Consider the following 13,148-nt stretch of genomic DNA (forward strand, 5'->3'; position numbering starts at 1 on the left):
GGGGTGAGAATGTTAAAAAGCAATACTTATCTGCGACTTATTGATAGACAAAGTGCGTATCACTATTAAGCTTGATAAATATCAAAACCAGTGGTGATAGAGCATAAAAAGTATTAAATCTATCGGCAGTTTGATTTTGCGAGTTGCTCGTAGGCAGAGTTTATTAATAAAACATAAAGCTGATAAATAACTAAAAAGGGAGAACTGCAATCACAGTCCTCCCTTTGTCAAATACTACTTATTTACGATATACAACTGACTAAATGTGCTTAGTTTGCAACTGCCGTTTCAGGTGTGGCTGCTTTTGGTGCAGCGGCAGAAACAGGCTGCGCTTTAGCAGGCTGAGGCGTTCTGTCTGATAGAGAATAAACATACGCAGCAAGCAGCATAATACGCTCATTACCTAGTTTGGTTTCCCACTCTGGCATCACACCGGCACGGCCATAACGGATGGTATCACGGATACTTTCGCGATCGCCGCCATATAACCAGATGTTATCAGTCAAGTTTGGCGCCCCAGTAGAGATCATACCTTTAGCGTCTTCACCATGACAAAGCACACAGTTAGTAGGCTCATGGAAAATGGCTTTACCTTGAGCAACTTTAGCTTGGTCAAGCTCATAACCTGGTTGGTTACCAGAGATTGACAAGACATATTCAGCCGCTGCCCGCACACCATCTTCGCCAAGTTGGTCACGCCAAGCTGTCATACCACCAACACGACCATTATGTAGCGTCGTTAGGATATGTGAAGCTTCACCGCCATATAACCAGTCATTGTCGGTCAAATTAGGATAGCCTAGCGCACCTTTCGCATTAGAGCCGTGACAGACAGCACAATTCTGTAAGAACAAGCGACTACCAACCTTCAATGCATTCGGGTTTTCAGCCAGCTTTTCGACATAAGGTGCCAACTCGGCCACTTTCTCGTCGATTTGAGCCTGTAGCTCTGCTGGTGGCTTCTCACTATGACGCAGGGTTGCTTGCATCTCAGAAAGCGTTGCTAGGGTTTTTGTTGCACCGCTCGCATCGGCCTTGGCCAAAATGTTTTGCTCAAAGTTATCGGTAAATACTTTGTTATTACTTTCAAGTTCGCTGTTCAACTCGTTATGAGAAGTCCATGGTAAGGTTTTGCCATCCACTTCTACGGTTGTAATACCTTCCCACTTTGATGGAAAGATAGCAGGGAAAAATATCCAGTATGCAACGGCCCAAATGATTGAGCCAAAAAATATCACTAACCACCATTTAGGCAGTGGCTTATCGTATTCTTGAATACCGTCGTAAGTGTGCCCAGTAGTACCGTCTTCTTCTACTTCTGGCTTGTACTTCAACACCATTAGTAAGACGCCGAGGATACCCGCCCAACACATAATACTTAGTATGGTGATCCAAGAACTCCAAAAAAATGTCATCGTTTATCCTTATTGCGCTGCTCTTCAGACAAAGATTCGATATCCTCGTCATCAAGCGCAAGTTGTGCATCTTCTTCGAAGCGTTTTTTGTTTTTTGGCGAATACGCCCACCATGCAACGCCCACGAAGGCAATAAAAGCAGAAACGGTCGCAATTGTTTGTAATTCACCAATACCCATTAGCGCTGTCCTTCCATCGCGGTACCCAATTGCTGTAAGTAGGCAACCAGAGCATCAAGCTCAGTGGCGCCAAGTACCGCATCTGGCGCTCCTTCGATATCTTCTTCAGTGTAAGGCACGCCAAACTGATCACGGAATAGACGCATTTTAGTTTGCACATTGGTACCGTTTACTTCATTGGTTGCAAGCCAAGGGAAACCAGGCATTACTGACTCAGGTACTAAAGAACGGGGCGCAATCAGATGCTGTTTTTGCCAATCTTCAGAATAGCGTCCACCAACACGTGCAAGGTCAGGACCAGTACGTTTTGAACCCCATAAGAATGGATGGTCCCACGTTGATTCTGCAGCACGCGAATAAGGTCCATAACGCTCAACTTCAGCACGTAACGGACGAATCATTTGTGTATGACAGACGTGACAGCCTTCACGAATATAGATGTCACGACCTTCAAACTCAAGTGCGGTCCATGGTTCCATGGCGGGAAGGGGAGCGTTCACCCCACCTTCTTCAGGACCCTTGTTATCATAAATCAGCGGTACGATTTCAACGAGCGTTGCAAAGCTAATGGCAATGACAATACCGATAACCAACAAGCCGGTATTTTTTTCAATAATTTCATGCGGTGTACCAGACATGATCGCTCCTTATACGTTAGCTGCCGAAGGTTTATCAACACTAGGTTCATGATCCGTTGGGTCAGCGATATCTACAGGCTTACCTTCTGGCATTTGCAGTGTTTTATAAACGTTATATGCCATAACAAACATACCCGATACATACAATAGGCCACCAAAAGCACGACCAATATATGGGAAATGTGAGAACTCAACGGTATCAACGAAGCTATATACCAACGTACCATCTGGATTGGTCGCAAGCCACATCATGCCTTGGCCGATACCTGAAATCCACATAGAAACGATATAGAAGATAGTACCCGCTGTTGCTAACCAGAAATGCGTGGTGATTAAGCTAATAGAATACATTTTTGGTTTGTTATAGATACGTGGTAACAATACATATAGCGAACCAATGGTAATCATACCAACCCAGCCAAGTGCACCTGAGTGTACGTGACCGACTGTCCAGTCCGTGTTATGCGATAACGCGTTGACGGTCTTAATAGACATCATCGGACCTTCAAACGTTGACATTGCATAGAACGACAATGCCACAATCATAAAGCGAATGATCGGATCGGTACGCAGCTTATCCCAACTGCCTGATAGCGTTAGGACACCGTTAATCATTCCGCCCCAAGATGGCGCAAATAGGATGATTGAGAATACCATTGCTAGAGACTGCGTCCAATCTGGAAGCGCTGAATAATGCAAATGGTGACCACCAGCCCACATGTATGAAGCAATCAATGCCCAAAAGTGAACGATAGACAAACGATAAGAATAAATAGGACGACCAATCTGAACTGGAACGAAGTAATACATCATCCCAAGGAAAGCGGCCGTTAAGTAGAAACCTACCGCATTATGTCCGTACCACCACTGCACCATCGCATCGGTCGCACCGCCAAATAATGAGTAAGATTTAAACGCACTAACAGGGATAGCCATACTGTTTACGATATGCAGTAGAGCAATCGTAATAATAAATGCGCCAAAGAACCAGTTAGCCACATAAATGTGTGAAGTTCTACGTTTGATGAGCGTACCGAAGAACACAATGGCATAAGAAATCCATACCAAAGCAATCAAGATATCGATTGGCCACTCAAGCTCAGCGTATTCCTTGGTCGATGTCAGACCTAAAGGAAGAGTAATCACCGCTGCGACGATAACCGCTTGCCAACCCCAAAAGGTAAACCAAGCTAAATAAGGGGCGAATAGTCTCGTCTTACAGGTACGCTGTACCACGTAATAAGAGGTTGCGAACAGGGCAGAGCCACCGAATGCAAAGATAACCGCGTTAGTGTGTAGCGGTCTTAGACGACTGAATGTCAGCCATGGAATGTCAAAGTTTAGTGCTGGCCATGCTAACTGTGAAGCAATGAACACACCAATACTCATGCCGACGATGCCCCATATCACGGCCATTATCGTAAAGAATCTTACGACAGTGATTTCATACTCACGGTCAATTGGGGCGACTGCTGTGTTTTGTAAACTCATTGGATGATTCCTTTACAGCCCGAATTATCAACAGAATTAACTAACTCTCCGCAGCCTCTATATTATAAAAAATTATAAGCAGATTATGGTTGCGGTACATGTTGTTTTTGCCAAATCTTATTATCGAGACCTTATTTACTATTAAGTCACACCTACACTAGTTACCAGTGGTTACTGCTGAGTAGAGGGCGGCGATATAAATGCACGGCGCTCACAGCTGGACGATAATAGGATGATTAATAAATAATAAACGGTTAAATTTGATAAGATAATGTGCCTTCCTTGAGCATCAAACATCTATTGAGGCTGAGTATGTATCTTAATTATTACTGCTAAAAAGCCAGTATGAACGAAGATAGATACTGATATTCAATCGGTGATAAAAAACTTATACACCATCAATGTATGCTAGCGGCAGCTGACAAAAACCATGTTTACGTAATGTTTAGTTAAAACTCCCGACTCTGTTTAAGGGTATTGTAACGCAAACCTAATCAAATATCATCAGAACTATGCGCCAAAATACAAACTCTTTGGTAAAAATAGTTATGAACGATATAATCTTTCAGCGTTATACACCTATTTTATACCCAATTTCCCTACTATTCTAGGGGTGAAAAAAGATAGTGCTTTTTGGCGCAAAAAATACAATTAAGCGGTGGTTTTGTAACAATAGCAGCATTTGCGCTATAAATAAGTTTTACTTATCATCGAATCGCACCTTATAATGACGCCTTGTAGTATCGCTAACCAAGTGCTTTATACTGATATTAACGAATATTTTGAACTTTTAAATAGTGGTTAGGCTTAGCCGTATGCTGGCACAAGCCTACCTTCATAAATAACCTCATAAATAATAGGTATTAAGGATAATAATATGGCAGTTTTTTTGACAGACGAATGGTTTGAGCAAGTTGAGAAAATGGGTCAAGAAGCCGGTGAATTAAATTTACCACCAGCGCTTGCTAATATGGTGGTGAACTTAAAAGTTACCGATACGGAGCAAGATATCGAAGCAAGCTTTGCTGACGGCTTACTGCATCGCGGTTTGAATGATAAGGCAACCACAACCTTATTGTTGGATCGTAGCCTGCTGCAATCTATTATTACCAACTTTGATACCAATGAAATCATGGGCGCTTTTATGGCCGGTAAAATTCGTGTCGAAGGTGATATGTCACAATTGATGGCAGTACAAACCGCGCGTCCAAGTGCTGAGCAAAAAGAGCTTTATAGTAATATCAAGTCAATGACTACCTTAGCTTAATGACTTGTTTTTCATTTTTGTATCAATAACGTTTAGCATAAAAAAAGCCCTTAATATGAATTAAGGGCTTTTTCGTCGGAGAATTTAACAGTAAAGTAACTTCTAAATTAACTGGCTTTTGATTGTTGCGCAGTTGTTTGTGGTTTTTGATTTTCTTTGTAAATCGCCGCTTGTAACCAGATATTGGCCTGTACATAGTCATGCACTTCAATAGCAGCGGTGGCTTCGGTTTTAGGTGCGCCAATGCGAATGACAAAAGGATCTGCATCTTGTTCACGCAGTACCACCACATCAAATAAGATAATGGTCTGACCATTAAATAGTGTTTCTTGCTTACCAAGCACCTGACCTTGACACCAAGCTTCATCTTCTTGCCCTATGGTATCGCCGAACAAATACGCGCACATATGACCGAGATTAATCTCGACGGGCGCCATTTGTTCTTTGGTTTGAGGCTGCCATGCTTTGATTTGCTCTTGTAAATCGTCAGGCATTTTTCCATCATTAGCGGCAACGATGTCGTTAAAGGCGCGATGGTAGCGAATGGCTTCTTGGTCTTCGACCATAATCACTTCGTCTTGCTCGCTCAGCTTAATCTCATGCGCCCACGCACTAAAGTTCACATAATAAGCGGTATCTTGCTGATATAAATGACGGTTAGCGGTATATAGCTGGTCGAAAGCATAAATAATGCTGCCATCAGCGGTGCGTAAGCGTAAGACCGCATCGTGAGTGTTGTCATTGACAATCATACGCTCGATTTTGCACGTCAAACCATAAGGGCTATCGACACAAGGGTAAGCATTAATAAAGCATTCAGGCTTGCCGTCTTTCATCGCCAGCACTTGATTGATATGACAAGGCTGGTCTTCAGATAGCAATAAGCAGCTGTCTTTAGCGCTGACATTGCTGTTGAGCCCTTTCGGCATCGCCGCTTTTTCAATCATCTTTTGTAGCCATTCTGGCACGTCTTGACTCATGTCATCGGTCAAAATCCGCCAATGATCGGCGTGACCGGCAGATTGCTCGTCAGTTAAGGTGATTTTGGTGGGAGATTGGATGTTTTTATATTGATAATTAATGGTCATGAATATACTCAAACTTAAGTCAGCCATGAGGTTTGGGTCTAAAACTGTGATTGCTGACCATTATCCAATATATGAGCGGATTGGTTTATGATAACCAGCAATGTCGTCAGTAAAGAGGCAGCAAACAACAATGAGGGGTTAATGACAATTGTCCTTAGCATACAATATATAGGTATAGACGCAACTAATAGCAAGCCCCTCGCGAAAAATAATATAAAAAGTTGAGTTTTTACTAAAAAATACTGGCAGTTTGCGCTAATGACTGGCACATATAAGTTAAATTGTGTCAAACTAGCTCCCTTTTGACAGCGGTATTTTGCTGCTCATAATCCCCTGTTTTTTGTTCGATTGATATGTTTTTGCGGCGACGGTCTTAGTGAGTGTGATGCTAAAAGGCGGTTGCTGCATTGGATTTTATAACATAAATAAAGTCGCACGTAGATAAGATAAAGAGTTTGAATATGTTTCGTCCTTTAGCGTTATTTATCGGCTTACGGTACACCCGAGCAGAGCGTAGTAATGGTTTTATCTCCTTTATCTCGCTGATTTCAATGATTGGTCTGACGCTTGGCGTGGCGGTACTGATTACGGTGCTATCGGTCATGAATGGTTTTGATCGCGAGCTCAAAACGCGTATTTTGGGTATGGTGCCACAAGCGACGGTTATTTCAACCGAGATTATCGGCGATTGGAAAGAGGTGGCTGATAAAATTAAAGAAGATCCCGAAGTTGCTGCCGTCGCACCCTTTATTCAGCTGCAAGGTATGCTGACCTCCAACGGTCAAGTGGCTGGGATTATGGTCACCGGCGTTGATCCAGAGTATGAGAAAAACGTTTCTATCATCAACGAGCACATGGTAGAAGGCAGTATTGATACACTGCAAAACGGTGAATTCAGTATTGTTCTTGGTGAAGAGATGGTGCAATCGTTGGGGCTGCGCTTAGGCGATAAAGTGACGTTGGTATTGCCAGAAGCGTCGCCATCACCAGCGGGTGTGATACCGCGCTTCAAGCGTTTTACGTTGACAGGTATTTTTACCATCAGTCCCGAGGTAGATAGCTTAATGGCGTTTATTCCGATGGGTGATGCGGCAAAATTACTGCGTCTACCAGAGGGCGCGCAGGGTATTCGTATGAAGCTTGACGATATCTTTAACGCACCGATGGCGGCCCAAAAAGCAGCAGCTATTGCGCCTAACAAGCTTTATCCTAGCGATTGGACGCAAACGCACGGCAACTTATTTGGTGCCATCCAAATGGAAAAAGCCATGGTTGGCTTGCTGCTGTTTTTAATTATCCTTGTAGCCGCTTTCAATATCGTTTCAAGTTTGGTGATGCTAGTCACTGACAAAAAAGCAGACATTGCTATTTTAAAAACCTTTGGCGCTTCACCGCGTCTGATTACCCATGTGTTTATGGTACAGGGCATCGTTATTGGCTTTATTGGTACCATTGCGGGCACGATACTTGGTGTTATCTTTGCCCTGACCGTCAGTGATATTTTGGGCTTTATCAATCAAACCTTTGGCCTCAATTTGTTTGATGCTTACTTTGTAAATTATCTGCCATCGCAGCTGCGTTTGGCCGATGTGGTGCTGATTACCAGTGCGTCATTTATACTGAGCTTCTTGGCGACCATTTATCCAGCGCGCCGAGCAGCGAAAATTCAGCCTGCGCAAACGTTGCGTTACGAGTAATCTACAGGCGTCAATCGTCAATGCCATGATAAAGAAAACAAAGGAAGTACCATGTCTGAAATTTTAAAAGCGACCAATATTAATAAAATTTATGATGAAGGGGCGGTGAGCACGCAAGTATTGACCGGTCTGGATTTGACCGTCAATGCCGGTGAGCGCATTGCGATTGTCGGTACCAGTGGTTCGGGAAAAAGTACCTTGCTGCATTTGCTTGGCGGACTTGATACCCCCAGTAGCGGGAAGGTTTGGCTACACGGGCAGCTATTAAATAGTATGAATGAGACCGAGCGCGGGGCGATGCGTAATAAACACTTGGGGTTTATTTATCAGTTTCATCATTTATTAGCAGAGTTTACTGCTGTTGAAAACGTCGCTATGCCGCTACTGATGCGTCCAAAAGTATCGACGACCGAGGCACGTCAACAAGCGATAGATATTTTAAAAAGTGTCGGTTTGGAGCATCGTTTAGCGCACAGACCCGGTGAGCTATCAGGCGGTGAGCGTCAACGTGTGGCGATTGCTCGCGCGCTTGTGACCAAACCATCACTTATTTTGGCCGATGAGCCGACTGGTAACTTAGATTATGACAACGCCCAAAGTGTGTTTGGGCTGTTATCCGAGCTACAAAGCACCATGCAAACCGCGCTATTGATGGTGACGCATGACCGTAGTTTGGCAGCCCTTGCTGACCGTCAGCTGTTATTGCGCAATGGGCATTGGGAAGATTACTAAAGGCGTCATTTTTAATACTTTTTTTCAATAAACTGTAGAACTGCTGTTACTGAGCAGCAGCATGATACGGTTAGCTTTTTTATAAAAGTTACTGACTATAAAAGTTACTGATAAAAACGACGAAAAAAACAGACTGTATCTAGCAGCCTTAACAAGTAGATAAAATCATAACTAAAATGCTAAATAAGGAATGATGAGATGGATAAAAATGATGACCCGATTGAAGCGTTTGGTAGCGCCGAAGAAGGTAACGAACCACTAAAGCCTTATATGGATCCGACGCTGTTTGACACCATTGATAGACAAGCACAAATAGACTTGCTGACGCCGGTTTTCGACTCAATTACCTTAGCGGGTGCAGATTACGATTTAAAGGCGCAAGATAGCGCCACGGGAAAACGTTATACGCTGCTAAAAGATGAGAAGGTGATAGATATCTTTGTGATGGATAATAATCTGGCTGATAATGTTAAAAACGCTATCGACAAGCATAAAGAGGAAGAAGGCGAGTTATAAGGTCGCTTATGAATTGGGTAATGATTTTATAAGATATTTCCAACTTTATAGAATGCTGCTATTTTTATAAGATGACTGACGCGACAAGATCGATTATTAATAATTAAGGCTATTCATGCTTGCTGGTTTTTTCAGCAGAGTCTTTCTGACGTTTTTGCCAGCTGGTGACAGTTTTATAGCGCCAGATGGCTTTAAACGCCAGTCCGCAGACAATACTACTGATGACCGCTAAAATTGTTAGCCCTAGACAAAAAGCGGCGATAGATACCGTACCTTTATAAGTAATAAAAGGATTGGCGCCATCAGAGATAATCCATAAGGTAAAATCTGAAATCATGCGACCGATAATGCGCAAGCTTATCATCGGCACATCAAGGATTTTGGCACCGATATAGTAGCCAGCATAAAACACCGGCAGGGTCGTCAGCGGGTTAGTAATCCAAGTCAGACCAAGCGCCATCGGCACATTGGCACGAAAAATAAGCGCGCCGATTAAGGCCAGCAACATCTGTCCTGGCAACGGGAAAAATGCGCTGAGCACGCCTATATAAACCGCTTTATTTAAACTATGGCGATTAAAATGCCATAAACGCGGGTCGGCAAGTTGCGGCGCAAATAGTTTTAATGAGCGACTTTCTAAGATTTTTTCAGGGGTAGGGAGTAGGTCTTTTAGACGTTTGTTTGGCACAGAATCGCCTTTACATGTTAACTTCAACCCGCTCAATCATATTGATGGGCTGATATACAATGATATTATTAATAAAAAATATAGCTATAAATGTTATCAGAAAAGCGGCTAGATAATGTTGAATAATCACTATTGCAATATTTCTGGTAAGTATAGGGTAATAGCCACATAAATGCCATCGCTTGACGGTTTGCGCACTTGGTGGTTGGTTCAATGTTTAGAACAGTCATTATCCATCTACATCTTATATGCAATGGACGAGCTATCAAGCAAGCGAGGAGCGCTGGTGTACTGGTTAATTGGTAGCTTGATAATCATCGTTATGATGGGAGTTTTGGCCGTCGCGGATACTATTCCGCTGCCTATTGGCTCCTTATTACCAGACCTCAGCCCATCTTCTATCTTGCCGTTATTATTAATGGCTTTGACCATTGTTCTGCTATTTATCAATCAGCGTTACATTGCGCTTGCACCCTCGATTGACGCTAAAAAAGGGGTTTCTAAAAATTCCTCTGCTCAAAATCTTGCTGTTCAAAATTCTGCTAAAACCCCATCTTCTACATCACCATTACTCTATAAATTTGCTCATTATTTATTAACGACAGTATTAGCGTTAGCGCTGATTACTGGTAGTGGGCTGCTCGCTTTGATAAGTCAGCAGCAGGCGCAAAGTAATGCCATCAAACAAACTGTGCGCGTGCAAGCGTTGGTGAGCATCGAAGGCATCAGTGATAGTGTCTATGATGACGCAAGTAATAGTGGCTATCGGCAGGTTGCTACCATTAGCCATATATCGCCTTTACTGTCCGAGATAACGTCGCAGGATTTGGACAAACTGAGCGTAAATTACAATGCCAATTATAAAGAGGTGACTGATAATAGCCTAAGCAATAAAGAAAATAACTTAAACGGAGATAATTTCGAATATTTCGAAAATAAACAATATCGTATACTGCTAAATGCTTATCCAAAAAAGTCTTTCTCTAAAAAACCTTCTAAAAAAAGTACTGACAATAAATCGCAGACTATAGACTTAAATGATTTGCAGCCAGGTGATCAGTTATTGATGACTTTGACGCTAGCGCCACTTGCTAACTCTGAGCAAGCGCTGAACAATCCAACGGGATTTGATAGTTATCGTTGGTTACGAGGGCGACATATCGATGGGGTTGCCACGATATTAGCGACCAGTAATGCGACTATTCTGTTTAATAGCTCAGCAGCATTGTCTAAAGCGGACAATTCTTATTTATACCGCTTTCGTAACACGATAGACCAAGGACGTTGGCAGCTACGTCAGCATTTTTATCAAGATTGGGCAGGGCAAACTTCCGCAGAGCAGCAAGCAAAAGCAGTGACTTTAAGCTTACTGACCGGTGATCGCAGTTTAATCAATCGCGCTACCAAAGATTTATATCAGCTGGCAGGTATTTCTCATTTATTGGCCATCTCAGGAACGCATGTTTTATTTTTAGCGATTGTGTTAGCGGGATTGGCAGTCTTACTGTTGAATCGTTTTTACCCCTCTCTCTATCGTCATATCCCGCGCTGGCAATTGCGCTGGTGGGTTATGATGAGCGCGGCTTTTATTTATGCCTTGTTTACTGGGTTTGATGTCCCTGCTGCGCGTACCGCGTGGATGTTATTAGCCATAGGTTTGATACGCTTAACGCTACTGCCAATTAGTACCATGCGTATATTGTTGGCGCTGGCGATACTGATGGCATGGTTCGACCCGTATGTACTGTGGCAGGCTGGTTATTGGCTGTCCTTTATAGCGGTAGCGCTGCTATTAAAGTACGAAGATAGTTCAGTAGCATGGAGTCAAGCAGAGTCTGCAAGCTTAACGACCACGAACTCTAATGACAATAAAAATGCGAAGATAATTCAACGCTTACGGCTAGGGTTTAAAAGGTTGTTTAAGTTACAGTTTTGGCTATTTATTGCGCTATTACCCATAACCTTATTGTTATTCGGTAAGGCATCACTGTTAGGGCTTATCGTTAATTTATTTGCTATTGGATTATTTGGTTGGGTGATTGTACCGCTAAATTTACTGGCTGGGCTGTGCTATCTTATCTCGCCTGCGCTAGCTGATACTATTTGGGCACTGGTGATTGCTCTCGTCGCTCATTTACACGAGCTTATCACGTGGCTAACGGCGTTACCGATATTCTCAGGGGCATGGCTTTATACGCCAGTGAATATGGCAATTTTGCTGATGGTATTATTGGCGATGTTGCCGTGGCTATTACCGCGTGGCCTTATCAGTCGTTGGCTCGCGCTAGCGCCGTTAACGCTACTGGTTATGACGGTATACGCCAACCAGCAGTCGTTAACCATGACTCCGACTCTCTATATTCTGCCAACGGGCGACCAATATTTAAGCGCGGCGGTGCTACAATACCCTGTGCTAAATAATGAAGATAATAAGACAAACGTTAGCTGGTTAATTTTAGCCGATCATAGGCCTTATGATACTCGTACGATGCCAAGCACGCTAACCGCTGACAAGCTATCTGCGACATTAGAGCAACAACTACGCAGCTTATCTATCAAGCGTCTAGAAGGTATGGTAGTCCAAAGCAGTAGCGCGGCCTTGACGACATCTTTAGTGACATTAACAAATAACAACCGTCAGTCATTGCAGCCGACCATCTATAAGCCAAACGACTCTGAGCTGCTACCAATGACCGTCGCTGAGTTAAGTCAACGTCTCCCAACCGCTCAGTATTGGCAAGCCGGGCGTAGCGAGCGTTGGCCCGAGCTCCAGCGCGCTTATCAACTGACCAGTCAATCTGGTAAAAATAAAACTCAGGCAACCATCAGTGCCCAAGCTTGTGAGCAAGGTAAAACCTGGCAACTCGCCAATGGTGATTTAACCTTGCAAGCTATCACAGGTTGGAGCAAAATAAACGATGCCAGTGTCTGGGACTGTACGCTTGAACTTGACAGTCGATTACCTATTCAAATTGTCAGTTATAATGCTGCTGACCCGCTCAAATCATTAGCTACTAAAGTACAAACACTTCAGTCCGATAACAAAGAGCCACCTTCTCATACTAAAAATGCTCAATCACGTCTGATTTTAAATGTCGATACCCATCCGCGCGTGTGGCAAATGTGGTCGTTATTATGCGCGATTGAACCGAATACTAAAAATGACACTTTAAAAAACTCATTAAACAACACCTTAGGTAATGTCATAAACAGCACAACATGGCTTGGGCACAGCACTTCGCATATCTCTGCAGATGCAATAAGGGCGCAACAAATCGATGAGACAATCACTTATGATAATAAGTCACTAGATGCCGCTCTAGCTTTTGAGGCCGATAGTAAGGATTAACCTTATAATCTGACTTATTGGGATCATCCTTATAAAACATCTCGCTCCTATAACCTGTCGCCTTTATAATATCAAGCTATTTCACAGT

11 protein-coding genes are annotated in these 13,148 nt (G+C 43.1%); 5 read left to right on the plus strand and 6 right to left on the minus strand.

What is annotated here, in order from left to right; genetic code table 11:
- Positions 1-269: 269 nt before the first annotated feature.
- Genes ccoP through ccoN form a run of 4 tightly spaced genes read right to left on the minus strand, consistent with a single transcriptional unit; the run spans position 270 to position 3,723 of the window.
- The gene (gene ccoP, locus ACPEGP_RS01085; RefSeq protein ID WP_191690610.1) at positions 270-1,415 is read right to left on the minus strand and encodes a cytochrome-c oxidase, cbb3-type subunit III; all 1,146 of its coding nucleotides are present in this window, start codon (positions 1,413-1,415) and stop codon (positions 270-272) included.
- Positions 1,412-1,594, minus strand: coding sequence for a cbb3-type cytochrome oxidase subunit 3 (locus ACPEGP_RS01090; RefSeq protein ID WP_191690612.1), 183 nt, complete (start codon positions 1,592-1,594; stop codon positions 1,412-1,414). The genes ccoP and ACPEGP_RS01090 overlap by 4 nt, the downstream gene beginning before the upstream one ends.
- Positions 1,594-2,232, minus strand: a complete 639-nt coding sequence (gene ccoO / locus ACPEGP_RS01095) for a cytochrome-c oxidase, cbb3-type subunit II (RefSeq protein WP_191690614.1) — start codon at positions 2,230-2,232, stop codon at positions 1,594-1,596. The genes ACPEGP_RS01090 and ccoO overlap by 1 nt, the downstream gene beginning before the upstream one ends.
- 9 nt (positions 2,233-2,241) lie before the next feature.
- Positions 2,242-3,723, minus strand: a complete 1,482-nt coding sequence (gene ccoN, locus ACPEGP_RS01100; RefSeq protein ID WP_191690616.1) for a cytochrome-c oxidase, cbb3-type subunit I — start codon at positions 3,721-3,723, stop codon at positions 2,242-2,244.
- 877 nt (positions 3,724-4,600) lie between these two features.
- Between ccoN and ACPEGP_RS01105 the strand changes: the two genes are divergently transcribed.
- Positions 4,601-4,990: an SCP2 sterol-binding domain-containing protein gene (locus ACPEGP_RS01105; protein WP_068408139.1), complete on the plus strand. Its 390-nt coding sequence runs from the start codon at positions 4,601-4,603 to the stop codon at positions 4,988-4,990.
- Positions 4,991-5,097: 107 nt separating this feature from the next.
- Here ACPEGP_RS01105 and ACPEGP_RS01110 read toward each other — a convergent pair whose 3' ends face one another.
- Positions 5,098-6,078 (minus strand): hypothetical protein, encoded by a 981-nt coding sequence (locus ACPEGP_RS01110; protein ID WP_191690618.1) that lies wholly within the window; start codon positions 6,076-6,078, stop codon positions 5,098-5,100.
- A gap of 461 nt (positions 6,079-6,539) precedes the next feature.
- On the opposite strand from ACPEGP_RS01110, the gene ACPEGP_RS01115 reads away from it, so the two are divergent.
- The 3 genes from ACPEGP_RS01115 to ACPEGP_RS01125 all read left to right on the plus strand — a co-directional run bounded on the left by ACPEGP_RS01115 (position 6,540) and on the right by ACPEGP_RS01125 (position 9,023).
- The gene (locus tag ACPEGP_RS01115) at positions 6,540-7,775 is read left to right on the plus strand and encodes a lipoprotein-releasing ABC transporter permease subunit (protein ID WP_423813669.1); all 1,236 of its coding nucleotides are present in this window, start codon (positions 6,540-6,542) and stop codon (positions 7,773-7,775) included.
- Between the two features lie 51 nt (positions 7,776-7,826).
- Positions 7,827-8,507 carry a lipoprotein-releasing ABC transporter ATP-binding protein LolD gene (gene lolD, locus ACPEGP_RS01120; RefSeq protein WP_423813670.1) on the plus strand — a complete coding sequence of 227 codons (681 nt, stop codon included), beginning with the start codon at positions 7,827-7,829 and terminating at the stop codon, positions 8,505-8,507.
- Positions 8,508-8,705: 198 nt separating this feature from the next.
- Positions 8,706-9,023: a hypothetical protein gene (locus ACPEGP_RS01125; RefSeq protein WP_198327921.1), complete on the plus strand. Its 318-nt coding sequence runs from the start codon at positions 8,706-8,708 to the stop codon at positions 9,021-9,023.
- A 109-nt stretch (positions 9,024-9,132) separates the two neighbouring features.
- Here ACPEGP_RS01125 and ACPEGP_RS01130 read toward each other — a convergent pair whose 3' ends face one another.
- Positions 9,133-9,711 carry a DUF2062 domain-containing protein gene (locus tag ACPEGP_RS01130; RefSeq protein WP_223808538.1) on the minus strand — a complete coding sequence of 193 codons (579 nt, stop codon included), beginning with the start codon at positions 9,709-9,711 and terminating at the stop codon, positions 9,133-9,135.
- A gap of 286 nt (positions 9,712-9,997) precedes the next feature.
- Here ACPEGP_RS01130 and ACPEGP_RS01135 point away from each other — a divergent pair, with 286 nt between their 5' ends.
- Positions 9,998-13,060, plus strand: a complete 3,063-nt coding sequence (locus tag ACPEGP_RS01135; protein ID WP_423813671.1) for a ComEC/Rec2 family competence protein — start codon at positions 9,998-10,000, stop codon at positions 13,058-13,060.
- Positions 13,061-13,148: the final 88 nt, after the last annotated feature.

This window comes from Psychrobacter sp. 219-2-C (assembly GCF_049560815.1).
Classification (GTDB): domain Bacteria; phylum Pseudomonadota; class Gammaproteobacteria; order Pseudomonadales; family Moraxellaceae; genus Psychrobacter; species Psychrobacter faecalis.